This is a genomic window from Halopelagius longus (assembly GCF_900100875.1).
Taxonomy (GTDB): domain Archaea; phylum Halobacteriota; class Halobacteria; order Halobacteriales; family Haloferacaceae; genus Halopelagius; species Halopelagius longus.
Genome location: NZ_FNKQ01000001.1, coordinates 579,078 through 601,658, shown reverse-complemented (window position 1 = coordinate 601,658; position 22,581 = coordinate 579,078). Strand labels below are relative to the sequence as shown.

Below are 22,581 nucleotides of genomic sequence, written 5' to 3'. Positions count from 1 at the left end.
TCCGATTACGTTCCCTCGACGAGTCGGCGCAGTTGCTCCGGCGGCACCGCACCGCGCGCGCCGTACCCGTCGTACGCGAACGTCGGCACGCCCGTCACGCCCTGTTGTTGGGCCTCGGTGAACCGCTGACGGACCTCCTCTCTGAGGTTCTCGTCGTCGAGAGCGGAGCGGACCTCCTCGGCGTCGATGCCGGCGTCTTCTGCGAGTTCGACCAGCACGTCCTCGTCGCCGATGTCCTCGCCGTCCTGCCAGAGCGCTTCGTAAATCGACGTGTCGAAGTCGAGCCACGTCTCGTAGGGGTAGTGCTCTTTGACGTAGTACGAGACCACCTGCGCGGACAGGGAGTCGACGTCTTTGACTAGCTCTTGGACCATCTCGGCGTCGTACTTCTCCGCGAGTTGGCGGACGTTCTGTTTGGCCTGCTCGAAGTACTCCTCGTCTTTGCCGTCGTCTACGGAGTGGTCGATGGTGCCGTCGGGATTGCGCTTCTGACTCCGCAGGTCGAAGGGGTGCCAGTCGATCTCCAGTTCCTCCTCGCGGGAGTCTTGGTACTGCGCTAAGGACTGCCGCCCGAGGTAGCAGAACGGACAGACGTAGTCGGCGTAGACGGTGATTCGATCGGACTGCTGTTGACTCATGCTGTTCCCTTAGACGAAACGACGCAAGACACTTCTTCGGATGTGCGGACGCCCCGGGAAACCGGTCGAGATGGTCCCCGCGACGCGGGAAGCGTTTCGGCCGTTTTCGCACGGAATGGTTAGATACTTTATCTTTCCCGCGAGAGAGGTCGGCGGATGGGAAAGGCAGAAACAGAGTCCTCGCTTTGGCGAGACGTGACGGTTTTCGGAACGGCGTTCGTACTCGCGCATTTGATCGGTGGCGTTTTCGCCGGAGTGGGCGTCGTGGCCAATCTCGTCGCGGTGGGCGTCGCTCTCCTCGCATCAGTGGCGGCCGTGATAATCGTCCGGCGACGGTGAATGCGGTGTTCTTCTGCGAGGGACATCGAGCGCTCCGTGACGAGAACCGAACGACGCCGACGGCCTCAGATGTCGAACGCGACGCCCGTGCGCTCCTCGGAGAGTTCCCAGAGGCGGCGGGCGTCCGCTTCGTCGTGCGATAGGTCGCTCGACTCGTTCTCGCCGGGGTAACCGCGCATGTTCCTGAACCCGGTCGGACCGACGTAGTCGCCGCCCGTTACGTCGTCGGCGGTGGCGGCGTACAGCATCGGAAGCGCACCCGTCTCGGCGCTCTGGGCGACGAGGGCGTTCGCGGCGCGCATCGCCGCGAGTCGGAGTCTCGACCCCGCCATCTCCGGGCCGCGTCGCTGGAGGTTCGTCGCGGCGTAGCCGGGGTGACAGCCGACGCTCGTCACGTCGTCGATACCCGCGTCGCCGAGTCGTCGCTGTAACTCGTAGGCGAAAAGCAGATTCGCGAGTTTACTCTGGGCGTACGCCTCCCACTTGTCGTACTCCTCTTCGCCGTCTACGTCGTCGAAGTCCATCTCCCCGTTCTCGTGGAGGCCGCTGGACTGCGTGACGACGCGCGACTCGCCCGGCGACTCCCGGAGGGCGTCGAACAGGAGGCCCGTGAGCGCGAAGTGGCCGAGGTGGTTGACGCCGAACTGCATCTCGTACCCCTGTTCCGTCTCGCGTCGGGGGATGGCCATCACGCCCGCGTTGTTGCAGAGGATATCGAGCGACCCGAACTCCTCGTCGAACGTCTCGGCGAACGCGCGCACCGAATCCAGGTCCGCGAGGTCCAGTTTCCCGAGGGTCAACGACGCGCCGGGAACCGCTTCCCGCACGTCCACCATCGCATCGCGCCCGCGTTCGCGACTCCGGCAGGCCATCACGACGTGTGCGCCCTTTCGAGCGAACGCCTTCGTCGCCTCGAATCCGAGTCCGCTGTTCGCGCCCGTGACGACGACTCGCCTGCCGGAGAGGTCCGGCATCCGCTCCGCTGTCCAATCGTCTGACATGTACGAGCGTACGGCTCGAAGCCGCTAAAGGGACGTGGAAGCGGCCACCGGGGCGCGGGGCTACTTCTCCGCGACGCTGGTCTGCATGCCCTCGGAGTTGAACGCCCGCCCGACCCCCTCGTCGTCTAAGACGATGACGCCCGCCTCGGAGCCGGTGAGTTCGCCGAACTCGTCGATGGCCGTCTCGGCGGCCGTCTGGGCGTCGAGTCCGCGTTCGAGGTGTCGCACCGCGCGCCGCGAGAGCGTCGTCTTGGCGATGTCTTCGCCCGCGCCCGTCGCAGACGCCCCGCCCGCGGCGGCAGCGTAGAAGCCCGACCCGATTTGGGGCACGTCGCCGACGCGCCCCGCGAGGGCGAACCACCGGCCGCCGGTGGAGGTGGCGGCGGCGAACGTCTCGCCGTCCGAGGCGACGACCCCGACGGTGTCGTGGTCCGAGAGGTCCGACTCGTCCGTCGGGTCTGCCGTCGTCTCGCCGAACCGGGCGTCCAACCACGCCAGGTGGTCCCGCGTCGAACCCGCCGGCGGGTCGGCGTCGTCCCACCGCGCTCGCGTCTCCTCGGTGAACAGGTCGCAGTCCGTCTCGACGCCGAAGTCGGACGCGAGGTCCACCGCCGGGTCGCCCGCGACGAGGACGTGCGGCGTCTCCTCCATCACCGCGCGGGCGACGGAGACGGCGTGTTCGACGCCCGCCATCCCCGCGGCGGCACCCGCATCCCGGTCACTGGTCATCAGGCCCGCGTCGGTTCTGACGACGCCGTCCGACTGGACCGCGCCGCCGACGCCCGCGTTGAACGCGGGGTCCGTCTCCAGCACTCTGACGGCCGCCTCGACCGCATCGACCGGCGTCTCGGACGCCGCGCCCGTCTCCGCCGCCTCGTCGAGCGTCGCCTGTCGCGGTTCGGGTTCGTCCGGCACGCCGCCTGCGCCGCCGTGGACGATTACTCGCATACGCGACGCTCGGACCGCCCCGAGAAAAGTCGTGCCGATATCGCCCGCCGTCGAGGGGACGAGAGCCGGGACTCGTCGGAGTGACGTGACAACTGAACGAAAGAAACATCGACCGGGGGAGCGAGCGTCCGCCCATGAAGGTGTACGACCGGTCGTCGTCTGCGGGTCTCGAACGGATAGACGAGTGGGACGGCGGCGTCGGGTGGTTTTCCCACCCCGAGGAGGCGGGCCGGCGAGCCTCCCACGCCGTTCGGGGGTCGAACGGCGGCGTCTGGCTGTTGGACCCGATCGACGCGCCCGGCGCGGACGAACTCGTGGGCGAACTCGGGGAGGTGGTCGGCGTCGCCGTCTGTTCGAACTGGCACGCCCGCGACGCCGGCGTCTTCGCCCGGCGACACGACGTTCCCGTCTACCTCCCGCGGTGGATGGACCGAGTCGAGGACCGCACGGACGCCGAAATCCGTCGGTACGACCGCGAGTTGGGCGACTCCGGGTTCCGAATCTCCCGCCTCGACCCGCTTCCGGGGTGGCGGGAAGCGGTCGCGTACCGCGAGTCGGACGGCACTCTCTACGTGCCGGACGTGATGAGTTCGACCAAGGGAACGCCCGTCGGCGAGGAGCGAATCGGCCTCTTTCTCACCGCCCGCCTCACCCCGCCCCGAGAGACGTTCGCCGAGTTCGACCCCGAGCGAATCGTCTTCGGGCACGGAACCGGCTGTTTCGAGGACGCCTCGGCCGCACTCGACACCGCCCTCGACGGCGCGCGGCGGCGGTTCCCGCGGGCGCTTCTCCAAAGCGGCCCCGAACAGTTGCTCGGCCTCGTCGGTGCGATTCGGGACTGAGGGTCGAATCGGCGGGCGGGAGGCGGCGCGGGCGGCCCCCGACGAGGACGTTCGGAGCACCGCGGAGACGACACCGTTCGAGATTCGACTCGACGGCTCGAAGGGGCGACGGCCGGCCTCGCCGCGTCCGGCCGTCCGGTACCGTCTCCCGCCGTTCGCGCCGATAACGGTAGCACTTTAGGCCCGGTCTGGAAATAGGGGATTGTTCATGAGCTACGATAAAATCGAGGCCCCCGAAGCAGGCGAGAAGATTACGCTCGCCGACGAGGAGACCGGTGAGCTGGAGGTTCCGGAGAACCCCATCATCCCCATTATCCACGGCGACGGTATCGGCACGGACGTCGGTCCCGCCGCGCAGAAGGTGCTCGAGGCGGCCGCCGAGGCGACGGGTCGCTCCGTCGAGTGGCTCCGCGTATACGCCGGCGAGTCCGCACGGGAGAAGTACGACGAGAACCTCCCCGAGGACACGGTACAGGCCATCAAGGACCACCGAATCGCCATCAAGGGCCCGCTCACGACGCCCGTCGGTTCCGGCTTCCGGTCGCTCAACGTCGCGCTCCGCCAGAAGCTCGACCTCTACGCGAACGTCCGCCCGACGTACCACATCGACGGCGTCCCCTCGCCCGTCAAGGACCCCGCCGCGATGGACATGGTGTTCTTCCGGGAGAACACCGAGGACGTCTACGCCGGCATCGAGTGGGAGGCCGGCACAGACGACGTCCAGCAGGTCAAGGAGTTCCTCTCCGAGGAGATGGACGCCGGCGACAAGCTGCACGACGGCCCCATCGGCATCGGCGTCAAGCCCATCACGGAGTTCGGCACGAAGCGTCTCGTCCGCCAGTCCATCGAGTACGCCCTCGAAAACGACCGCGACTCGGTCACCCTCGTCCACAAGGGTAACATCATGAAGTTCACCGAGGGCGCGTTCCGCGACTGGGGCTACGAGCTCGCCGAAGAGGAGTTCGGCGACGTCACCATCACCGAGGACGAACTCTGGGAGGAGTACGACGGCGAGAAGCCGGAGGACAAGCTCGTCATCAAGGACCGCATCGCGGACAACATGCTCCAGCAGCTCCTCACCCGGACGGACCAGTACGACGTCATCGCCACGATGAACCTCAACGGCGACTACATGTCCGACGCCGCGGGCGCCCAAATCGGCGGGCTCGGCATCGCGCCGGGCGCGAACTTCGGCGACGGCCTCTGTCTCGCCGAACCCGTCCACGGGTCCGCGCCGAAGTACGCGGGCGAGGACAAGGTGAACCCGACGGCGATGATCCTCTCGGGTCGCCTCATGTTCGAGTACATGGGTTGGAAGGACGCCGGACAGCTCATCCGCGACGCCGTCGAGGAGACCATCTCCTCGGGCGACGTGACGTACGACCTCGAACGCCAGATCGAAGGCGGCAACAAGCTCGCCACCAGCGAGTTCGCCGACAAGGTCGTCGAGAACATCGAAAAGCTGTCGTAAGCGAACCCGTCCGATTCGACTCTCCTCTTTTTTATCCGACCCGACGGCGCGGACGCCGAAGGGACGCGACCACTACTCGTCGCCGGAGTCGCCCCAGTCGGCCGCGGTTCGCGGCGGACTGAATATATCGACCCCTTCGGCGGGCGCGTCGCCGCGGTTCTCGGCGGCGTGGGGTTCCTCGGACTCGAAGGCGAAGGAGTCGCCCTCGCCGACGACCACCTCCTCCGGGTCGTCCTCGTCGCCGACGAGGAAGACCAACTCGCCGGCGGTGACGTACCCCACCTGCTCCTGTTCGTGACTGTGTCTCGGCACCGTCGCCCCGGCCCCGATTCGGAACCGCTGAACGTTCAGGCGCGAGGCTCCCGCGAGCATCGTGAGTTCGACGTCCGGCACGGCTTCGACCGACTCGGCGTCGTCTGCGGAGACGCGTTCCATGCGAGAGGGCCGCACCCGCGGACCATAAACGTCCGGCCGGGCGGTGCCGCGGGCGCGAAGCAACATTCAAACCCGAAGACGAGGTAGCGGGGGTATGTACGCCGTCGTCGGGTGCAACGAGTGCGGGAACATGTGGCTCCTGTCGGACCCTCGCACGCAGGAGTCCGCGAACTGCCCCCGGTGCGGGAAGACCCACCGGGCGAAGAAACTCCGCCGGTTCGCCGAGGAGGAAGACAGGCAGGCGGCCCGACAGGCGCGGGCGGCCCTCTTGGCGAAGAAGCGCGGCGACAGCGAGGCGTTCGCGGAGACGGCGCACGTCGCCGACATGGAGCGACTCGTCGAGGAGTCGGGCATCGACGACAGGGAGTACCTCGAAGGATCGGGCCTCGACGCCGACGCCGTGGACGAGGCGGGCGAACGCGCGTCGAAGGGGTCCCAGACCGGGTCGTCGAACCGACTCGACGTGGTGCGAGACGCCCTCCGGGAGGGCGACCGGCCGACGGAGGAGGAGGTGGCCGCCTACGCCGAAGAGCGCGGTATCGACGGCGAGACGGCGCGGGACGTGCTCGAACGCCTCGTGCGGCGCGGCGACGCCTCCGAGTCGCGCGGGCGGTACCGACTGCTCTGAGTCGGGCACTCAGAGGAAGCCGAGGAGCTTCAACGCGGTCAGAAACGAGACGACCGCGCCGAGCGCCACCTTCAGGAGGCGCAGGAGGCGCGTGGCGGTTCTGACCGCGGAGTCGTCGGCGTCGGCGTCCCCGTCGGACGAAGCGTCGGAACCGGCGCCGCGAGAGGCGGTCTCGGGGGGTGACGGGCGACCCTCGGTGGCCGTCTCGGACGCCGGTGCGGAGATTCGTTCGGACATGGGCGAGGGGGTCGCACCCGTCGCGGGGGGACGCGAGCGGATGCGCATCGAACGACGGCCCGATACGGGGTAAAAGCGAGCCAACGGTGCGCGGCGGAAGTGAAAGTGAAACCGAGAGCGAAACGTTTTGCTCCCCCCGCCGCCGAGAGGCCGGTATGAGCGACGCCCGCGCCGCCGCCCGCGCCGGACGAACCGTCCGCGGAGCGGTGCTCTCGCTGTTTCTCGTCGGCGCAATCGCCGCAGTGGCGGGCGGGCGACTCGTCGCCGCGGGCGGAGCGTTCCTCGCGGGCTACACCGTTCTCGCCGCCGCGGCCGTCGTCCACGGACAGCGTCGGCGGGGCCTCGGCCTCTCTCTGACCGGCGTCGGATGGCTTCTGACCGCCGTCGGCGCGTCGGTCGGCCCCGCGACGGCGGCCGGAACGCGGACGCTCGCCGTCGGCGTCGGCTTGCTGTTCGTCGGCACCGTCGCCCTCCTGCGACCGTTGGAGCGACTCGGCATCGGCGCGTCGGCGTGAAGCGGGGGCGCGGAGACGGCCGAACGTCCAGTAATCTACATTATCCACGAGCCGGGACGTTCGAGTATGCGAGAGTTGGTCCACCGACACGTTCCGTCAGACCCCTCCACTCGGACGGCGTACGCCGTCGGGAGCGCACTCCTCGGCGTCCCCCTCGTCTTCGAGGGGGGAAGCAGGCTGCTGGTCGGCACCCCCCTGCGCGGGTTGCCGATTTGGGGGCTCGGGTTCCTCCCGGAGGACCTCTACGTCGGCAACCCCGTCGCGTTCGTCTTCCTCCTCCTCGGCGTCGCGTTCTGCCTCGCGTCGTACCACCTCGCCCGCGGCGTCGCCGAACAGGCCGAGGCGGCCCCGCCGGAGGCGGACCCGACGAGAGACGCCCGAGAGGCGGCCGCGGACGACGACCCGGTGAGCGAGTTGCGGGCGCGGTACGCCCGCGGCGAACTCGACGACGAGGAGTTCGACCGGCGCGTCGAGCGACTGTTGGAGGTGGAGGACGCGACGGCCGGCGACGAGGGAACCCCCGGAACGGGAACCGACGCCGCGGCGTCGGAGGACCGAAAAACGAGAGAGCGACTCGGCGAACTGTAGCGGGTCTCAGCGCCCCAAGTCCGAGTGAGCGCTGGAGAGGTGCCGCGAGGCGAGAGCCGAGAGGAGAGAGAGTTCACCGGCCAAGGAACCGACCGCGATGCACTCCGCGAGGGCGTCCGCGTTCGACCCCGGCGGGTCGCCGCCGCCGCGGAGTCCGAGCACGTCCAGTCCCTCGGCCTGCGTCGGCAGTTTCGTCCCGCCGCCGACGGTGCCGACTTCGAGGCTGGCCAAGGAGACGGAGACGTACAGGTCCCCGTCCCGGACTTCGGCGGTGGTGATGGCGTTTGCGCCCTCGACGACCTGCGCTTCGTCCTGCCCCGTCGCGAGGAACATCGCGGCGACGACGTTGGCGACGTGGGCGTTGAAGCCGAGACTCGCCGCCTTCGCCGACCCGACGAGGTTCTTCCGCGTGTTCAGTTCGGCGACTGCCTCCGGCGTCGTGTGGAGTCGGCTCTCGACCACCTCGCGCGGAACCTTCACGTCGGCGGTGACGGTCCGTCCGCGGCCCTCGACGGCGTTGATGGCGGCCGGTTTCTTGTCGGAACAGAGGTTCCCCGAGAGGGCGACGAGTTCGGCCGCCGTCTCCTCTTCGACGACGGCGCAGGCCTCCTCGGTGGCGATGGTGGCCATGTTCATCCCCATCGCGTCCTTGGTGTCGTAGCGGAACCGCAGGTAGACGGAGTTGCCGACGACGTACGGCGTCACCTCCTCCAGTTCGCCGTGACTCGTCGTCGATTCGGCCGCCTCGGCCAACGCGCTTCGGTTATCGCGCACCCACTCGACGAGGGCTTCCGCCTCCACCACGTCCTCGACGCGGAAGACGGGCGCGCGGGTCATCCCCGACTTGAGGACGCGCGCCGCCGCGCCGCCCGCGGCGGAGATGACGGAACACCCGCGGTTGACGCTCGCCAAGAGAGCGCCTTCCGTCGTCGCAAGCGGGAGGTATCGCTCGCCCTGTAGCGCCCCGCCGTTCACGTGGACGGGACCGGCGACGCCGAGGGGAACCTGCACCGCGCCGACCATGTTCTCGATGTTCGCGTCCGCCGCCTCGGCGGGGAAGCCGTAGTCCCCGACGGCGTCGAGTGACGCGCCGGAGTCCTCCTCGACGAGGAGGCGACGGGCCGCCGCCGCCGTATCCGCGTCGGCGTGGTCCTCTAACTCGTGCAGTCGCAGTTCGCCGTCGCGGACGCGTTCCGCGAGCGTCGCCGCGTCCCCGGACCCGGAATCCGTCTCGTCGGTCATGTCCCCTCGTTTCCCGGCGGCCGCCCTAACAGTTACCCATTCTGCGTCCCCCGCCCGCGGCCCGTCGAACGGACCCCGGCGGGGCCAAACGTGATTTCCCTCCCGCGAACCAAATTTGTCGCCGAGAGGCCACCATGGACGACACAAACTCAACGGGAATCGAACTGAGCAAGGGCGAAGCGCGGGAAGTGATCAACGCGCTCTCGGAGTACGAGACGAGAGCGACCGGACGGCGCGAGGAGGAACGGGTCCTCAACGTCGAGAGCCTCCTCCAACGGGAGTTCGACTTCGACGAGGGCCAGACCGGCGGCGGCGGTGACCGCAACATCTCCGACGTGTTCTCGAACATCTTCGACGACGACGGCGGAACCCACGAGATTCAGCTCTCTCGGACGGAGGCGACCGAGATAGTCCGCGCGCTCGACGATTTCGACGGACAGGAGAGCCGAGGAGAGACGGAGACGGTCACGAACGTCCGCGACCGGTTCGTGCGGACGTTCGACGTGGACGACGTGGACGACGAACGCTCCGCCGGCCGGTAGCGGCCGCCGACCATCCCAACCGTTTTGCCCGCGGCCGTCGCCACCTCGAACATGACAGACGCCGCGGACCTCGTCCTCCTCGACGGGGAGGTCCATACCCTTTCGGACGCCGACGAGACGCACGAGGCGGCGGCCGTCCGCGACGGGCGAATCGTCCGCCTCGGCAGTTCCTACGACATCTCGTTCCTCGTCGGCACCGAGACGGAGACGGTCGAACTCGGCGGGCGCGTCGTCCTGCCCGGGTTCGTCGACGCTCACACCCACCTCCCGATGGTCGGGCGCGCCCTCGTCCACGCCGACCTCTCGGGGGCGTCCGGACCGGAGGAGTGCGTCGAACGACTCCGCGCGCGGGCCGCGGAGACGGACGACGAGTGGATTCTGGGCTTCGGCTACGACGAGAGTACGTGGGACGACGACCGCTACCTCACCCGTGACGACTTGGACGCCGTCTCCGCGGACCGACCGGTGGCGGCCTTCCGCGAGGACATGCACGTCGCGTCGGTCAACGGCGTCGTCCTCGACAGGCACGCGGCGGAGATGCCCGACGGCGACGTGCGACGCGAGGGCGGCGACCTGACGGGCGTCCTCGTCGAGGAGGCGGCGGACGTGCTGTACGGGGAGATAGAACCCGACGAGGCGGAGATGGAGCGACTCGTCCGGGCCGCGCAGGCGCACGCGAACGAACGCGGCGTGACCGGCATCCACGACATGGTTCGGAAGTCCAACGCGCCCGCGGTGTACCGCGAGTTGGACCGCGACGGCGAGTTGACCCTGCGCGTGCGCCTCAACTACTGGTCGGACCACCTCGACTCCCTCGTGGACCTCGGCCTGAAGACGAACCACGGCGACGGGATGGTCCGCGTCGGGGCAGTCAAGACGTTCACCGACGGCAGTTTCGGCGGACGGACGGCGAAACTCACCGAACCGTACGACGACGCGCCGGAGGAGACGGGCCAGTGGGTCGTCGCCCCCGGGGAACTGGAGGCCATCGTCGAACGCGCGGACGAGGCGGGGTTGCAGATGTCCGCCCACGCCATCGGCGACGCCGCCGTGAACGCGGTCCTCGACGCCTACGAGGCGTGCGACGATCCCGAAGCGTCGAGACACCGCGTCGAACACGCGGAACTGACCGACGACGAGACGGTCGAACGCTTCGCCGAACTCGGCGTCGTCGCCTCCGTCCAGCCGAACTTCCTGAAGTGGGCGCGGGAGGGCGGCCTATACGAGTCCCGACTCGGCGAGAGGCGGACGGAGACGAACCGCTACGCGGCGTTGCGCGACGCGGGCGTCCCCCTCGCGTTCGGGAGCGACTGCATGCCGTTGGACCCCCTCCTCGGCGTCCACCACGCGGTGAACGCGCCCGACGAGGACCAACGACTCGGCGTGACGGAGGCCCTCCGGGCGTACACCTCGGGTGCGGCGTACGCGGGATTCGACGAGGATCGCCTCGGAACCGTCGAACCCGGGAAGGCGGCGGACCTCGTCGTCCTGGAGGAGTCGCCGTGGGAGCATCCGAACACCCTCCGCGACATCGACGTGGCGGCCACCGTCGTCGGCGGGCGCGTCGTCTACGACGGCCTCCGCGACTCGACCGGCGACGCGAGCGAAGAGTAAACCCCTTGTCGGCGCGGCGCACAGCAACGTCGATGCCGCAGTCGTTCTTCGACCGCCTCCGCGACCGTATCGACCGGGTCGACAGCGTCGTCTCCGTCGGCTTGGACCCCGACCGCTCCCGAATCCCCGACCACCTCAAGGAGAAAGACCTCCCGCGGTGGGCGTTCAACCGGCGCATCATCGACGAGACGCACGAACACGCCGCCTGCTACAAGCCGAACGCCGCGTTCTACGAGGACGCCGAGGGGTGGCGGTCGCTCCGGGAGACCATCGCCTACGCCCACGGGAAGGACGTGCCCGTCCTACTGGACGCGAAACGCGCCGACATCGGCAACACGACGCGGAAGTACGCGGCGTTGCTGGACGAGGCGGACGCCATCACCGTCAACCCGTACATGGGGCGGGACTCGCTGCAACCGTTCCTCGACAGATCGGAGAAGGGCGTCTTCATCCTCTGTCGCACGTCGAACCCCGGCGGGTCGGACTTACAGGACCTCGAACTGTCGAGCGGAGAGGCCGTCTACGAACGCGTCGCCGCCCTCGCGGACCTGTGGAACGAACACGGGAACGTCGGCCTCGTCGTCGGCGCGACGGCCCCCGAGGAACTGGAGTCGCTTCGAGAACAGGTGCCCGACCTGCCGTTCCTCGTCCCCGGCATCGGCGCGCAGGGCGGCGACGCGGAGGCCGCCGTCGAGTACGGACTCGCCGACGGCGTCGGCCTCGTGAACTCCTCGCGGGGCATCATCTTCGCGGGCGAGGACGCCGGGGAGTCGTTCGCGAAGGCGTCCGGGCAGGCGGCCCGGAAACTGAAGATGCGGCTGAACCGACACCGCGAGGCGGCGGAGTAGCGGCGCAGTTTCGGACGCTCGGCCGTCTCAGTCGCTCACGCCGCCGCCGGGGCCGTCGTCGTACCCCGGACTCACGTCGTCTTCTCCTTGGACCGACGAGAGGCAGGACTCGCACATCCGGTGCTCGGAGTCGAAGTCCTGATCACACACCTGCGCGCCGCATCGCGGGCAGACGTTGGTGGCCGGGCGCGACTCGCATATCTCGCACAGGCTGGAACGGCTCATATCGAGGGGATGGACTCGCAGAACTTGAGTCCGGGGGCCGTCGGCGAGACGCTTACGGTCCTGCGCTTCGAACGGAGAGCGTGGACAGAGACCGGCTTCTCATCGGCCTCGCCGCGGTGTTCGCAGGTCTCACTACGCTCTTCGTCGTCCTCGCACTCGCGTACCAACTGTTTCTCTTCGCCGTCGCGGTGCCGTTCGGCGTCGCCACCTACTTCCTGTGGTACCACGCCAGCGGTCGCCTCGAAGCGCGAACGCGGACGCGGGCGCGTCAGCGAACGGCGGGGGAACGCCGGGCCAACGACGCGTCCAGGGGTCCCGGCGGGTTCGAGGGGTTCGGACCGGGACGCCGGGCGGCGAGTGCGGGCGGAACCGCCGACGGCGGGCGGCGGACGGGCGGCGGCCGGCAGAGGACCGTCGGCCCCCGTCCCTCGAACGAACCGTCGGAGGCGGAGGCGTACCGGACGCTCGGACTCGACGCCGACGCCACGGACGACGAGGTAAAGCGGGCCTACCGAAACCGGGTGAAGGAAGTCCACCCGGACACCGACTCGGGCGACGAGGAGACGTTCAAGCGCGTCAACCGCGCGTACGAACGACTCAGCGATTGACGGGCGGCGGCCGACCGGGTTCGGGCGGCCCCGGAGTTTTCGACGGGTTCGGCGACGGACTCCGTTCGACAGACAGGTTCGTGGCAGATACTGTCTTCCCCGGCTAAATTCGGTGCAGAAGAGGGTCCGAAAGCCCAATATTCTATTGTGACATGGGTAACCAAGTCACGGAAAGGGTTTTAGCGGATGGTTACCTACCCGCGGCTATGAGCGCGGACCGGGCCGTTCTCGAAGAGGCCCTAGAGCGCGGAGAAGAGGAGGGCGGAAGCATCGAGTTCAAGGAACGGCTCTCCCGGGACGTCCACCTCTCGGACGGCCGGATGGAGAGTCTGGCCGCCCAACTCCGACACCGCGTCCTGTCCGGCGACGGTAAAGCGACGTACGTGGTCGGCGTCACGGACGACGGCGGCATCGCGGGCATCAGTCCCGCGGCGTTCTCCGAATCGATGGACGTCCTCTCCTTGCTGGCCGAGGAGGCCGGCGCGCACATCGACGACGTGGAGACGTGGGGCGTCGGAGACGATAGCGCCGAACGCGGACTCGTCGGCGTCGCCACCGTCTGCGAGGGTGCCGTCCTCGATACGGACGACGACCACATCGTCGTCGGCACCGCCGGACACGTAGACCACGGAAAATCGACGCTCGTGGGCTCTCTCGTCACCGGGCAGGCCGACGACGGACAGGGAAGCACCCGCGGCTTCCTCGACGTGCAACCGCACGAAGTCGAACGCGGCCTGTCGGCGGACCTCTCGTACGCCGTCTACGGGTTCGGCGACGACGGCCCCGTCCACATGGACAACCCCCACCGGAAGTCCGACCGCGCGAGAGTCGTCCAAGAGGCCGACCGACTCGTCTCCTTCGTCGATACGGTGGGCCACGAACCGTGGCTCCGGACGACGATTCGCGGCCTCGTCGGCCAGCGACTCGACTACGGCTTGTTGGTCGTCGCCGCCGACGACGGGCCGACGAAGACGACGCGCGAACACCTCGGCATCCTGTTGGCGATGGAACTGCCGACGCTGGTCGCCATCACCAAGGCCGACGCCGTCTCGGAGGAACGCGCCCTCGAAGTCGAACGGGAGGTCGAACGCCTCCTGCGCGACGTGGGTCGGACGCCGCTTCTCGTCGAGCGCTACGGCGTCGAGAGCGCGATAGAGGAGATAAGCGACTCCGTCGTCCCCATCGTCCGTACGAGCGCGGTGACGATGGAGGGTATCGACGCGCTCAACGACCTGTTCGAGGGCCTGCCGAAGACCGTCTCGGAGGCGCGCGAGGACTTCCGGATGTACATCGACCGGTCGTACTCCGTGACGGGCGTCGGCGCCGTCGCCTCGGGCACGGTCAACTCCGGCAGCGTCGAGGCGGGCGACGAACTCCTCGTCGGCCCGATGCCGGACGGGTCGTTCCGCGAGGTGGAGGTTCGCTCCATCGAGATGCACTACCACCGGGTCGACCGGGCGAAGGCGGGGCGAATCGTCGGCATCGCTCTCAAGGGCATCAAGGAGTCGGAGTTAGAGCGCGGGATGGTGCTGCTCCCGGCGGACGCGAACCCGAGTCCGGTCCGGTCGTTCGAGGCGGAAGTGATGGTGCTGAACCACCCGACGCGCATCCGCGACGGCTACGAACCGGTCGTCCACTTGGAGACGCTGAGCGAGGCCGTCGTCTTCCACCCCGAGGGCGGGCAGTTGCTCCCCGGCGACACCGGCACCGCCACGGTGGAGTTCAAGTTCCGCCCGTATCTGGTCGAGGAGGGCCAACGCTTCGTCTTCCGCGAGGGGCGGTCGAAGGGCGTCGGCACCGTCACGGAAGTCAACCGCGAGTGACCGCGGCGGGTCGGCGCGAGCCGCCGAATTCGTTCTCGTTCGAGTGAACGTTTTTGTAGGTGCCGCAGAGAGGCGACGCATGGAAGTCTGCGGGTACGAGTTCGAGACGGTCAGCCGTCTCGACCCCGACCGAACCGACGACGGCGTCGTCGCAGTCCAGACGCCGCAACGCGAGTACGAAGCGTCCGACGAACGCGCGGTCCACAGCGACGGCTGGGGGCCGTTCTGTCGGTTCGAGGTGAGAGACCCCCGAGCGTCGCGTCCCGGCGTCTACCTCGTCACCGTCGACGACGAGGCGGTGTACGTCGGCGAGGCGGCCGACGTGGCCGACCGCTTCTCGTCTGGGTACGGCGACGTCTCGCCGGCCGACTGCTACGAGGGCGGCGCCGAGCGGGTCTGTCGAGTGAACACGAACGTGTTCCACGCCGCCCGCGCGGGGAAGGACGTGCACGTCCACCTCCACTCGACGGCCGACTTCGAGGGGACCGACGAGGAGAACGGGGCGCTCCGCCGCATCATCCGCGGGGACCTCCTCTCGGCGTTCGACGCGGCGTGGAACCGCGAGGACGGCGAGGCGGCGGTGGAGGCCGCAGTCGCCAACGCGGCGGAAGCGACGGCGGACGCGGCGTCCGCCGCCTCGAATCGGAGAGAATCGGGCGACGTGACGACGAACGGCCCGGCGACGGACGACGCGGCGACGGACGACGCGACGACGAACCGCGCCGCCGGGTCGGACGCGGCGGGGACGGTCCGTCGAGGGTCGCCGCCGAGCGGGAAGTACGGACCGCTGTACGACTACCTCGCGGACCACGAACTCGACCGCGTCCGACTCTCCTTCGCGGAGTTGGAAGTCGTCCTCGGCGCGCCCGTGCCCGACTCCGCGCGGAACTGGCGGCAGTGGTGGACGAACAGCGAGGAGTCCCACCCCCACGCCCGAAGTTGGCTCCGGGCGGGGTACGAGGTGGCGTCGCTGTCGCTCCCGGACGAACTCGTCGTCTTCGAGCGACTCCCCCGCGGACGCGGGTCCGGACCGACGGAGACGGTCGGCGACGACTGAGTCGGGGAACGACTGCGTCGGGCGGCGGCCGAACCGGTGGGTCGTCGCATCTCCCGGCGTCTCCCCGACGCACGTCGCGTCTCCGCGGCGCTTACGTTCCTCCGGACCCCACTACGGGAGTGAGATGGTATCGCAACTCGCGCTGGCACTGGCCGCACTGCTGGCGGGTACGGAACTGCTGTTCACGGCGCTCGATTACCTGAACCTGACGTACGGCGCTCGCGCGGTGCGCACCGCAGAAGAGTGGGTGCGGGACGAACTCGGCGTCGATGACACGGACCGCCTCCTCGCATACCAACGGGCGAAGACGGTCCTCTCGCGCGCGCAGTCGTGGGTGAGCCTGCTGGTTCTGTTGGCCGTCCTCCTCTCGGGGGCGTTCGCCGACGCGGTGGTCGCACTGACGGAGACGGGCCTCCCGCCCGTCGCGCAGGGGGTGGTTCTCGTCGTCGCCGCCGCCGTCGGGAGTCGGGTGCTCGCCGCGCCGTTCGACGCGTGGAAGACGTTCCGAATCGAGGAGCGCTTCGGCTTCAACAACCAGACGGTCGGCCTGTGGCTTCGGGACCTCGCCCTCGGAGTCGTCCTCTCGGGGGCGTTCGCCGCCGTCGTCGCCGGTATCGTCCTCGGGGCCGTCGAACTGCTTCCGACCCTCTGGCCCGTCGCCGGGTGGGCGGCCGTCGTCGGCCTCTCGTTGGCGATGCTCGTTATCTACCCGCGGTTCGTCGCGCCGCTTTTCAACGACTTCGAACCCGTCGAGGCCGGAGCGCTCAGAGACGCCGTCGAGGACGTGTTCGACCGCGCCGGGTTCGACTGCGAGCAGGTGTACGAGATGGACGCCAGTCGCCGGTCGTCGCACTCGAACGCCTACTTCGTCGGGTTCGGGCGGACGAAGCGCGTCGTCCTGTTCGACACGCTCATCGAACAGATGGACCGCCGGGCGATGCAGGCGGTGTTAGCGCACGAACTCGCCCACTGGAAGCGCGCGCACATCTGGAAGCAACTCGGCCTCTCGGCCGTCCGGATGGCCGTCGTCTTCGCGTTCCTCGGGTGGGTCACGTCCTCGGAGTGGGCGTACGCGGCGTTCTCGCTCCCCGAGGTGACGTACGCTGGGCTGGTCGTCGGCGTCCTCTTCGCCGGGCCGGTTCTCTCGCTCACGTCGCCGCTGACGAACCGCCTCTCCTTGGCGCACGAACGCGAGGCGGACGACTTCGCCGCCGACGTGATGGGCGACCCGGAACCCCTCTCGGAGGCGTTGGCGACGCTGGCGGGCGAGAACCTCAGCAACCCCTTCCCGCACCCGGCGTACGCCGCGTTCCACATGTCCCACCCGCCGATTCCGGAGCGCATCCGGCGACTCCGGGAGCGTCACGGCGAGGAGTCGAGCGGTGACGTACCGTCCGCGCCGACCGGCGCGTGAGATAGCCGCTTACGCGGACCCTTGATGAACTGAGCACTTACTGAGCCCGTTTTAACCGATTTACTTGCTATCAGACTCCGCCTGCTTTAGCATCTGTTTCACTTTCTCGTACTCTTCAAAGCTACCTACGGGCTGTTTTCCTCTTACAGCTTTGAACGCCGCCGGATTGGAAACGGTACTTTTTGTCCCTTTGGCAGGGAATTCGGCTGTTCGATCTCCGTACGTTAATCGAACCGTCACCTCGTCACCGGGGTATATCTCAGGTGCATCAGGGTTGCTGATGGAGCTGTTTATGATCACCCCCGGATTTCCGCCGCTCATGTTCTTTCCGCCAACTAGCCCACACGTAACACGGCCTCCAGCAAGTCGGTAAATCTGATCCTCGCCGAGGCGGATTCTCACAGTCAGACCGCCTTTGCTTATTTCAGCCTCTGCTTCTGGGGTTACCGACATGATTCGTTTGATGGTCCGCTAACACATCTAATTTCGGCACGGCCTTCTGAGAGTACCCACTTGGACCAGCTTACCTATCCGCCTTCTTTCCCCTAGCTCACTCCGTCAACACGTACCCACCGTCCTGCTTCTCGGCCACACCCAACAGGACGAACCACTCAAGCATCGTCTCCACCCTGTCGCGCCATATCGTCCGCCACTCGTTGGGGTTCTTGTGGTGCTCCCAGACGGGCACCCGCCCTTCGAACGCCGCGAACGCCTCGTCTACGGTCGTCGGGTCCGAAGAGAGCATCGAGCGCACGTCTTCGGCCCCGAAGATTCGCTCGCGGAAGGCGCGCCGGAGGTGGTCGGGCGTCGGGTCGGTCCGGCGACGGACGAAACTCCCCTCCGGCGTCTGCTCGGCGAGTTCGAGGGCGCGCAGGAAGGTGAGCCACGTCCGCGCCACGTCGCGACTCGGGAAGTCGAGGCGGCGCATCAGACGCTCACAGCAGTCGTCCTCCGACCCGGGGACGAGTGGGACGGCGCGTTGGGCCTCGGCGACCCGGTCCAGAGAGGCCGGGGGTTCGGGGACGAGTTTGAACTTCACGACGTCCGCAGGTCGAACGACTCCGCGAGGAGGTCCTCGTCCGTCTCGCCGAAGGCGTACGTCGGCCCGTTGACCACGTCTATCGTGACCTTCGCGGGCGCGAACACCTCGGCGGGAACCTCGTAGAAGTCCCAGCCCGCGTCGTCGAATATCTGCTCGAACGGCTTGCCGTACTCGTCGCGGGCGGTGGAGGGCACTTGGTCGAACTCGTCGAACTCCTCGGCGACGGTGAGGTGGACTTCGCCGCCGTACGCGAGGGCGTCGTTCGTCCGGCCCATCGCGACGCCCTCGTCGTAACTGACGGGCGCCAGCGGTGCCGACCCGAACGCCGAGAGGACGTTCGTCGGGTCGTAGCCGAGTTCGAAGAGGCGGAAGACGGCCATCTCGGCCGCACGGGCGGCGGTGGTGACGCTCCCGACGGTAGAGCCGGAGGCGAACGTCGGCAGGAAGACGCCGCTGGGTTCGACGCCGGCCGTCTCCGCGACGTGTTCTGCCACTTGGTCGCCCGGCAGGTCGATGGCCTCGACGGCCAACACGGTCAGGTCGAACTCGTCGAAGTAGCCGACCGCCCGGAACTCGTCTTCCTCGCCGACGAGGGCGCGGGCGGGACCGGAGCCGAGTCCGTCGAACTCGGGGTCCTCGAAGGTGAGTTCCCATCCGGCCTTCTGCGAGCAGAGCACCGCGACGTCGGGGTGGTCCGTCTGGAGTTCGACGTGCGGCATCGGCGTCCCGGCCACCTCGTCCATCCGCGTCTGGACCGTCGCCAGCCCCGCCGTCTGTATCTCCGCGAGGAGGAGTCCCGCCTCGACGCCGCCCTCGGCGTCCACCCCGAAGTCGAGCACCGTCGCCCCCGAATCGAGTTCGTAGGGGACGACGCGGAGTTCGTCGGCGAAGTCGATGGCCTCGTCGATCAACTCGACGGCCATGCGATTGATGGATTCCATGGCCGGTGGTTCGTCGTCACGTCCTAAAGGAGTTGGTAGTTCGCGTCGGAGGGGGGCCGACGGCGACGATTACTCGTCTCTGTCCTTCCTCGCCGGGCGGCCGAGGTGTTCCTCGACGGCCGCGACTTTGTCCGCGGCGCTCTGGTCCGAGGCGCGCTTGTCGTCTATCTTCAGGAACGTGCTCACCCTGTCGGCGTCGACGGCTTTGTGGGCCGCGGCGACGGCGTCGAGCAGGGTGTCCACGTCGTCGGCCTCTATCACCGTCCCCATCGGGTTCGTCTCGTAGGAGACGTCGAACTCGTCTAAGGCGGCGACGGCCTCCGCCACTTGGTCGGACATGCTCCCTTCGACGACCGGTGCCACGCTCAGCATCGCGATGACTGTCATACGCGAACCCACACGTGCGCGGGCCTTGAGACTAGGTCCGATTCGGTCCGGTGGGGGGTCCGCTCCGGTCGGGTCCACTCGCGGGCGACGGCGGACCGCCGTCGGCTTTTGGTACCGGACGCGGGAAACACCGGTATGGTGAGGGAACCGGGCGGCGGGCGCGTCTCGCGCGCCGTCGCCGTCGCGCGCGCGATCGTCCACGAGACGCGGGCGGAGAAGTTACCGTTCATGGCCGGAAGCATCGCGTACCACGCGTTCGTCTCGCTGCTTCCGCTGTTCGTGCTGTTGCTCGTCGTCGTCTCCGCCGTCGGGGACCAGAGCCTCTACGAGAGCGTCGTCGCCGCCGCGGGGGCCGTCCTCACCGAGGGCGCGCGCGACGAGTTCGTCTCCGAACTCACCGACGCCGCGCGTTCGACGAGCGTGTCGCTCTTCGGCGGCATCGTCCTCCTGTGGGGGACGCTCCGCATCTTCCGCGGCCTCGACACCGCCTTCTCCAGCATCTACGAGTCGGGGGCCGAGAACTCGTTTCTCGACCAACTCGCCGACGGACTCCTCGTCCTCTTCTCCTTCGGGGCGGCCGTCCTCGTCGGCAGTACGGTCGGCGACGCCGTCGCGGGCGTCGTGGCCGGCGCCGGGCCGTTCGAGTGGGTTCTCGCGCGCCTGTTCGGTATCCTCGGACTCGCGCTGGCGTTCTACCCGATGTACTACGTGTTTCCGGACGCGGACGTGGGCGTCCTCGAAGTGCTCCCCGGAACGCTCGTCGCCGCCGTCGGCCTCGCGGCGTTCGAGTCGCTGTTTCGCGTCTACCTCGCCGTTTCGACCACCGCGCCGAACAGTAGCGCCATCACGGGCGTCCTCGTCTTCCTGACGTGGCTCTACTTCAGCGGCTTCGTCATCCTCCTCGGCGCAGTCGTCAACGCCGTCCTCTCGAACCGGAGTCACGACGTGAACATCGAACCCGCGTTCGGGGGCGTCGCCCCCGTCGGAAACGACGGCGTCCACGCCTCGCGCCGCGAACTCGTCGCCGCCGTCCGACGACTCGACGAACTCCTCGACGGCGGGGACGCCGTCGTCGTCACCGCGGACGGGGAGTCCATCGAACTGCCGCCGCCCGACGGCGTCGCCGTCGATACGGAGACGTCGTCCGTCCTCCCCGGCGGTCCGGTGGGCGTCGAACTCCGGTGGTACCCCGCCGACGGGGAGAACGACTCCGAGGAGGCGTGACGGACGCGCCGGTGGGGACCGACGCGCGACGGAGACAATCAAATTTTACTGACCTAAGAGATACACTGACTTTATAGTCTGGGGACGCGTACAGGAGGCATGAGTTCCCGAACCTCCTCGCAACGACACCCGCCGCGCCGCCGCCCCCGCGCCCGCGTGGACCCCAAACCCAGCATCGACGCGGGGCCCGCGACGGCCGCGAACGCCCGCGCCCGTTCTCGTTCCCGTACCCGAACCGCCCGCCCGACTCCGGACGCGACGCCCCGCGACGCCGCGAGAGGGGGCGACGGGGCGTTCCTCGTCTGGTACTGCGCCGAATGCGGGGCCGTCGGGTCGGTGGCGTCGTTCCCGCCGTCCTGTCCCGACTGCTCCGCGGGGCGGGGGTCGCTCTCCTACTGGCCCGAGAACTGACTCGACGCTCTCCTTTTTGAGGTTCGCGTCCGTCGCATCGGGTATGTACCGCTCTCACCCGGTCCGGCGCATGTGCGAGGACCCGATGCCCGACGAGACGGCGTCGCTGGTCGTCGAACTCGACGAGGAGTCCGACGTCACGCGTTCCGCGGTAGCGGACGCCGTCTCGGACGTCGGCGGGTCCGTCGAGGACGAACTCCGCTTCGGGTCTCTGCTCGTCACCCTCCCCGAGGAGGGCGTCGAAAGGCTCTGTTCGATGGACGGACTCGCCCGCGTCGAGACGGCGAACACGTTGGGCCTCGGTATCGGCGAGGAGTAACTCGCGTCGCCCCGAGAGCTGTCGCGCCGACGACGTGACAATCGGACCACCGTTATCATTATAATATCTCGTTTCCTTACCAGAGTTGGTAATGCAAAACGACCGGGTGCCGCACGTCGTGATGGGGCTCGGTCTTCTTCTGAGCGTAGTTCTCAGCGCTGAAATTTCCGCAACGTTCGTCTTTTCGTATTCGATATCCCTCGAATACATCATCGGCGTGGTAACAAGCCTCCCGTTCGTCGTCGGTCTGGTAGTCGGCGGGTACCAACTCGCTCGGTTGCCGTTGGACCGGGAACGATACGGCCGCGTCCTGCAGTGGTGTGTCGGCGGGATGGCCGTCTTCGGCCTCATCAACGTCGCCCTGATGGTGGCGATGCCGACAGACGACGCGGTTACTCTGGTCGGATGGATCCGGTGGGCCGTCAGTTTCGGCGCTGGCATCGGCTTTCTCATCGGGTACTACGAGGCGAAGGCGATACACCGCGAAGCCATCGCTCAACGCTCCGCCGTCCGGGCCGAGGAACTCGAACGACGCCGCGAACTCCTCGACTACCTCAACGCGTTGCTCCGCCACGAGGTGTTGAACACGGCGAACGTCATCGAGGGGTACGCGTCGCTTCTCGACGACGCCGCGGCCGACGAGACGACGCGCCAGTACGCGGGCGTCATCGAACGGCAGGCGACGGACCTCACGAGGGTCACGAAGGACGTTCGGCTACTGCTTCGGACCATAGAGGAGGAACCCACCCTCCGGCGGGTGAACCTCAGCGAAGTCCTGCACGACGAACTCCTCAAGGTTCAGGACCGCTACGAGGGCGTCGAAACGGAGGCGACGGTCCCCGACGATATCTACGTGATGGCGGACGACCTTCTCCGGCGAATCTTCTCGAATCTGCTCGCCAACGCCGTCGAACACAACGACGTCCGACCGCCGCGAGTCACCGTAACCGCGACGGCCACCGCCGAGACGGTAACCGTGCGTGTGGCCGACAACGGCCCCGGCGTCCCCGAATCGGAACGCGACGCCCTCTTCGAGAGTACGACGGGTCGGACCGACCACGGCATCGGACTCACCATCATCGGCCGGTTGGCCGACCGCTACGGGGCGAACGTCGAACTCACCGAGACCGGACCGGACGGGAGCGTGTTCAGCGTCGCGTTCCCGCGCCCCGACTCCGAGGCGGCCGAGTCTCGGACCGACTCCGCGGGCGAGTTGTCCGCGCTGTCGGCGCGATAAATCGT

Annotated in this window: 28 protein-coding genes; 17 read left to right on the top strand and 11 right to left on the bottom strand. The window is 68.3% G+C overall.

The genetic code is table 11. The features are described 5' to 3' along the window. Positions 1 to 5: 5 nt before the first annotated feature. Positions 6 to 638, bottom strand: coding sequence for a DsbA family oxidoreductase (locus tag BLS11_RS03125; RefSeq protein WP_092532775.1), 633 nt, complete (start codon positions 636 to 638; stop codon positions 6 to 8). A gap of 156 nt (positions 639 to 794) precedes the next feature. On the opposite strand from BLS11_RS03125, the gene BLS11_RS03120 reads away from it, so the two are divergent. Continuing rightward, the gene (locus BLS11_RS03120; RefSeq protein ID WP_092532772.1) at positions 795 to 977 is read left to right on the top strand and encodes a hypothetical protein; all 183 of its coding nucleotides are present in this window, start codon (positions 795 to 797) and stop codon (positions 975 to 977) included. 65 nt (positions 978 to 1,042) lie between these two features. On the opposite strand, the gene BLS11_RS03115 is transcribed toward BLS11_RS03120, so the two are convergent. Continuing rightward, the gene (locus BLS11_RS03115; RefSeq protein WP_092532769.1) at positions 1,043 to 1,978 is read right to left on the bottom strand and encodes an oxidoreductase; all 936 of its coding nucleotides are present in this window, start codon (positions 1,976 to 1,978) and stop codon (positions 1,043 to 1,045) included. A 60-nt stretch (positions 1,979 to 2,038) separates the two neighbouring features. Beyond that, positions 2,039 to 2,926 (bottom strand): isoaspartyl peptidase/L-asparaginase, encoded by an 888-nt coding sequence (locus tag BLS11_RS03110; RefSeq protein WP_092532767.1) that lies wholly within the window; start codon positions 2,924 to 2,926, stop codon positions 2,039 to 2,041. 134 nt (positions 2,927 to 3,060) lie between these two features. On the opposite strand from BLS11_RS03110, the gene BLS11_RS03105 reads away from it, so the two are divergent. Further along, positions 3,061 to 3,768 (top strand): MBL fold metallo-hydrolase, encoded by a 708-nt coding sequence (locus BLS11_RS03105; RefSeq protein WP_092532764.1) that lies wholly within the window; start codon positions 3,061 to 3,063, stop codon positions 3,766 to 3,768. 208 nt (positions 3,769 to 3,976) lie between these two features. After that, positions 3,977 to 5,239, top strand: a complete 1,263-nt coding sequence (icd, locus tag BLS11_RS03095; RefSeq protein ID WP_092532758.1) for an isocitrate dehydrogenase (NADP(+)) — start codon at positions 3,977 to 3,979, stop codon at positions 5,237 to 5,239. Positions 5,240 to 5,311: 72 nt separating this feature from the next. On the opposite strand, the gene BLS11_RS03090 is transcribed toward icd, so the two are convergent. Next, positions 5,312 to 5,674 (bottom strand): cupin domain-containing protein, encoded by a 363-nt coding sequence (locus BLS11_RS03090; RefSeq protein ID WP_092532755.1) that lies wholly within the window; start codon positions 5,672 to 5,674, stop codon positions 5,312 to 5,314. Between the two features lie 94 nt (positions 5,675 to 5,768). On the opposite strand from BLS11_RS03090, the gene BLS11_RS03085 reads away from it, so the two are divergent. After that, positions 5,769 to 6,302, top strand: coding sequence for a DUF5817 domain-containing protein (locus BLS11_RS03085; RefSeq protein WP_092532752.1), 534 nt, complete (start codon positions 5,769 to 5,771; stop codon positions 6,300 to 6,302). A 9-nt stretch (positions 6,303 to 6,311) separates the two neighbouring features. Here the strand turns inward: BLS11_RS03085 and BLS11_RS03080 are convergent, their stop codons facing one another. After that, complete coding sequence (locus tag BLS11_RS03080; protein WP_139172755.1) at positions 6,312 to 6,539, bottom strand: hypothetical protein; 228 nt, start codon at positions 6,537 to 6,539, stop codon at positions 6,312 to 6,314. Positions 6,540 to 6,694: 155 nt separating this feature from the next. On the opposite strand from BLS11_RS03080, the gene BLS11_RS03075 reads away from it, so the two are divergent. Both BLS11_RS03075 and BLS11_RS03070 read left to right on the top strand, forming a co-directional pair. After that, the gene (locus tag BLS11_RS03075) at positions 6,695 to 7,054 is read left to right on the top strand and encodes a hypothetical protein (RefSeq protein WP_092532746.1); all 360 of its coding nucleotides are present in this window, start codon (positions 6,695 to 6,697) and stop codon (positions 7,052 to 7,054) included. 66 nt (positions 7,055 to 7,120) lie between these two features. Then, positions 7,121 to 7,642, top strand: coding sequence for an SHOCT domain-containing protein (locus tag BLS11_RS03070; RefSeq protein ID WP_092532743.1), 522 nt, complete (start codon positions 7,121 to 7,123; stop codon positions 7,640 to 7,642). 6 nt (positions 7,643 to 7,648) lie between these two features. Here BLS11_RS03070 and hmgA read toward each other — a convergent pair whose 3' ends face one another. After that, a complete protein-coding gene (gene hmgA / locus BLS11_RS03065; RefSeq protein WP_092532739.1) occupies positions 7,649 to 8,884 on the bottom strand; it encodes a hydroxymethylglutaryl-CoA reductase (NADPH) in 1,236 nt (411 codons plus the stop codon). A gap of 134 nt (positions 8,885 to 9,018) precedes the next feature. Between hmgA and BLS11_RS03060 the strand changes: the two genes are divergently transcribed. From BLS11_RS03060 to pyrF, 3 genes are read left to right on the top strand one after another with little or no spacing between them, the layout of a single operon-like run. Continuing rightward, positions 9,019 to 9,426, top strand: coding sequence for a hypothetical protein (locus BLS11_RS03060; protein WP_092532736.1), 408 nt, complete (start codon positions 9,019 to 9,021; stop codon positions 9,424 to 9,426). Between the two features lie 51 nt (positions 9,427 to 9,477). Further along, a complete protein-coding gene (locus BLS11_RS03055) occupies positions 9,478 to 11,040 on the top strand; it encodes an amidohydrolase (RefSeq protein ID WP_092532733.1) in 1,563 nt (520 codons plus the stop codon). 32 nt (positions 11,041 to 11,072) lie between these two features. Further along, positions 11,073 to 11,888, top strand: a complete 816-nt coding sequence (gene pyrF, locus BLS11_RS03050) for an orotidine-5'-phosphate decarboxylase (RefSeq protein ID WP_092532730.1) — start codon at positions 11,073 to 11,075, stop codon at positions 11,886 to 11,888. A 27-nt stretch (positions 11,889 to 11,915) separates the two neighbouring features. On the opposite strand, the gene BLS11_RS03045 is transcribed toward pyrF, so the two are convergent. Continuing rightward, positions 11,916 to 12,113: a hypothetical protein gene (locus BLS11_RS03045; RefSeq protein ID WP_092532727.1), complete on the bottom strand. Its 198-nt coding sequence runs from the start codon at positions 12,111 to 12,113 to the stop codon at positions 11,916 to 11,918. Between the two features lie 80 nt (positions 12,114 to 12,193). Here BLS11_RS03045 and BLS11_RS03040 point away from each other — a divergent pair, with 80 nt between their 5' ends. From BLS11_RS03040 to BLS11_RS03025, 4 genes are all read left to right on the top strand, one after another. Beyond that, entirely contained in the window at positions 12,194 to 12,721 is a 528-nt protein-coding gene (locus tag BLS11_RS03040; RefSeq protein ID WP_092532724.1) for a J domain-containing protein, read from the top strand. Positions 12,722 to 12,927: 206 nt separating this feature from the next. Beyond that, positions 12,928 to 14,544, top strand: a complete 1,617-nt coding sequence (locus tag BLS11_RS03035) for a GTPBP1 family GTP-binding protein (protein ID WP_092532721.1) — start codon at positions 12,928 to 12,930, stop codon at positions 14,542 to 14,544. A gap of 79 nt (positions 14,545 to 14,623) precedes the next feature. Further along, positions 14,624 to 15,601 (top strand): DUF7662 domain-containing protein, encoded by a 978-nt coding sequence (locus tag BLS11_RS03030; RefSeq protein WP_092532718.1) that lies wholly within the window; start codon positions 14,624 to 14,626, stop codon positions 15,599 to 15,601. Positions 15,602 to 15,725: 124 nt separating this feature from the next. Then, a complete protein-coding gene (locus BLS11_RS03025; RefSeq protein WP_092532715.1) occupies positions 15,726 to 17,015 on the top strand; it encodes a M48 family metallopeptidase in 1,290 nt (429 codons plus the stop codon). 60 nt (positions 17,016 to 17,075) lie between these two features. Here BLS11_RS03025 and BLS11_RS18950 read toward each other — a convergent pair whose 3' ends face one another. The 4 genes from BLS11_RS18950 to BLS11_RS03010 form a co-directional block, all read right to left on the bottom strand. After that, the gene (locus tag BLS11_RS18950; RefSeq protein ID WP_139172754.1) at positions 17,076 to 17,468 is read right to left on the bottom strand and encodes a hypothetical protein; all 393 of its coding nucleotides are present in this window, start codon (positions 17,466 to 17,468) and stop codon (positions 17,076 to 17,078) included. 97 nt (positions 17,469 to 17,565) lie between these two features. Next, a complete protein-coding gene (locus BLS11_RS03020) occupies positions 17,566 to 18,054 on the bottom strand; it encodes a double winged helix-containing putative transcriptional regulator (protein WP_092532712.1) in 489 nt (162 codons plus the stop codon). Then, positions 18,051 to 18,998: a methenyltetrahydromethanopterin cyclohydrolase gene (gene mch, locus BLS11_RS03015; RefSeq protein WP_092532709.1), complete on the bottom strand. Its 948-nt coding sequence runs from the start codon at positions 18,996 to 18,998 to the stop codon at positions 18,051 to 18,053. The genes BLS11_RS03020 and mch overlap by 4 nt, the downstream gene beginning before the upstream one ends. Before the next feature lie 69 nt (positions 18,999 to 19,067). Continuing rightward, positions 19,068 to 19,385: an MTH1187 family thiamine-binding protein gene (locus BLS11_RS03010; protein ID WP_092532706.1), complete on the bottom strand. Its 318-nt coding sequence runs from the start codon at positions 19,383 to 19,385 to the stop codon at positions 19,068 to 19,070. Between the two features lie 135 nt (positions 19,386 to 19,520). Between BLS11_RS03010 and BLS11_RS03005 the strand changes: the two genes are divergently transcribed. From BLS11_RS03005 to BLS11_RS02990, 4 genes are all read left to right on the top strand, one after another. After that, complete coding sequence (locus tag BLS11_RS03005; RefSeq protein ID WP_092532703.1) at positions 19,521 to 20,609, top strand: YhjD/YihY/BrkB family envelope integrity protein; 1,089 nt, start codon at positions 19,521 to 19,523, stop codon at positions 20,607 to 20,609. 99 nt (positions 20,610 to 20,708) lie between these two features. Continuing rightward, positions 20,709 to 21,020: a DUF7130 family rubredoxin-like protein gene (locus tag BLS11_RS03000; RefSeq protein WP_092532700.1), complete on the top strand. Its 312-nt coding sequence runs from the start codon at positions 20,709 to 20,711 to the stop codon at positions 21,018 to 21,020. Between the two features lie 43 nt (positions 21,021 to 21,063). Continuing rightward, positions 21,064 to 21,339 (top strand): hypothetical protein, encoded by a 276-nt coding sequence (locus tag BLS11_RS02995; protein ID WP_175454361.1) that lies wholly within the window; start codon positions 21,064 to 21,066, stop codon positions 21,337 to 21,339. 217 nt (positions 21,340 to 21,556) lie between these two features. Then, complete coding sequence (locus BLS11_RS02990; RefSeq protein ID WP_175454360.1) at positions 21,557 to 22,576, top strand: sensor histidine kinase; 1,020 nt, start codon at positions 21,557 to 21,559, stop codon at positions 22,574 to 22,576. The last annotated feature ends 5 nt before the right edge of the window (positions 22,577 to 22,581 follow it).

Bases quoted from the DNA above. Each gene is read 5' to 3' on its own strand.
- BLS11_RS03035 (WP_092532721.1), top strand. From the start codon at position 12,928: ATGAGCGCGGACCGGGCCGTTCTCGAAGAGGCCCTAGAGCGCGGAGAA.
- BLS11_RS03005 (WP_092532703.1), top strand. From the start codon at position 19,521: ATGGTGAGGGAACCGGGCGGCGGGCGCGTCTCGCGCGCCGTCGCCGTC.
- BLS11_RS03045 (WP_092532727.1), bottom strand. From the start codon at position 12,113: ATGAGCCGTTCCAGCCTGTGCGAGATATGCGAGTCGCGCCCGGCCACC.
- pyrF (WP_092532730.1), top strand. From the start codon at position 11,073: ATGCCGCAGTCGTTCTTCGACCGCCTCCGCGACCGTATCGACCGGGTC.
- BLS11_RS03070 (WP_092532743.1), top strand. From the start codon at position 7,121: ATGCGAGAGTTGGTCCACCGACACGTTCCGTCAGACCCCTCCACTCGG.
- BLS11_RS03090 (WP_092532755.1), bottom strand. From the start codon at position 5,674: ATGGAACGCGTCTCCGCAGACGACGCCGAGTCGGTCGAAGCCGTGCCG.
- BLS11_RS03075 (WP_092532746.1), top strand. From the start codon at position 6,695: ATGAGCGACGCCCGCGCCGCCGCCCGCGCCGGACGAACCGTCCGCGGA.
- hmgA (WP_092532739.1), bottom strand. From the start codon at position 8,884: ATGACCGACGAGACGGATTCCGGGTCCGGGGACGCGGCGACGCTCGCG.
- BLS11_RS03055 (WP_092532733.1), top strand. From the start codon at position 9,478: ATGACAGACGCCGCGGACCTCGTCCTCCTCGACGGGGAGGTCCATACC.
- BLS11_RS03110 (WP_092532767.1), bottom strand. From the start codon at position 2,926: ATGCGAGTAATCGTCCACGGCGGCGCAGGCGGCGTGCCGGACGAACCC.
- BLS11_RS03105 (WP_092532764.1), top strand. From the start codon at position 3,061: ATGAAGGTGTACGACCGGTCGTCGTCTGCGGGTCTCGAACGGATAGAC.
- BLS11_RS03080 (WP_139172755.1), bottom strand. From the start codon at position 6,539: ATGTCCGAACGAATCTCCGCACCGGCGTCCGAGACGGCCACCGAGGGT.
- BLS11_RS03010 (WP_092532706.1), bottom strand. From the start codon at position 19,385: ATGACAGTCATCGCGATGCTGAGCGTGGCACCGGTCGTCGAAGGGAGC.
- BLS11_RS03115 (WP_092532769.1), bottom strand. From the start codon at position 1,978: ATGTCAGACGATTGGACAGCGGAGCGGATGCCGGACCTCTCCGGCAGG.
- icd (WP_092532758.1), top strand. From the start codon at position 3,977: ATGAGCTACGATAAAATCGAGGCCCCCGAAGCAGGCGAGAAGATTACG.
- BLS11_RS03120 (WP_092532772.1), top strand. From the start codon at position 795: ATGGGAAAGGCAGAAACAGAGTCCTCGCTTTGGCGAGACGTGACGGTT.
- BLS11_RS03125 (WP_092532775.1), bottom strand. From the start codon at position 638: ATGAGTCAACAGCAGTCCGATCGAATCACCGTCTACGCCGACTACGTC.
- BLS11_RS03000 (WP_092532700.1), top strand. From the start codon at position 20,709: ATGAGTTCCCGAACCTCCTCGCAACGACACCCGCCGCGCCGCCGCCCC.
- BLS11_RS03060 (WP_092532736.1), top strand. From the start codon at position 9,019: ATGGACGACACAAACTCAACGGGAATCGAACTGAGCAAGGGCGAAGCG.
- mch (WP_092532709.1), bottom strand. From the start codon at position 18,998: ATGGAATCCATCAATCGCATGGCCGTCGAGTTGATCGACGAGGCCATC.
- BLS11_RS18950 (WP_139172754.1), bottom strand. From the start codon at position 17,468: ATGTCGGTAACCCCAGAAGCAGAGGCTGAAATAAGCAAAGGCGGTCTG.
- BLS11_RS03025 (WP_092532715.1), top strand. From the start codon at position 15,726: ATGGTATCGCAACTCGCGCTGGCACTGGCCGCACTGCTGGCGGGTACG.
- BLS11_RS03030 (WP_092532718.1), top strand. From the start codon at position 14,624: ATGGAAGTCTGCGGGTACGAGTTCGAGACGGTCAGCCGTCTCGACCCC.
- BLS11_RS02995 (WP_175454361.1), top strand. From the start codon at position 21,064: ATGTACCGCTCTCACCCGGTCCGGCGCATGTGCGAGGACCCGATGCCC.
- BLS11_RS03085 (WP_092532752.1), top strand. From the start codon at position 5,769: ATGTACGCCGTCGTCGGGTGCAACGAGTGCGGGAACATGTGGCTCCTG.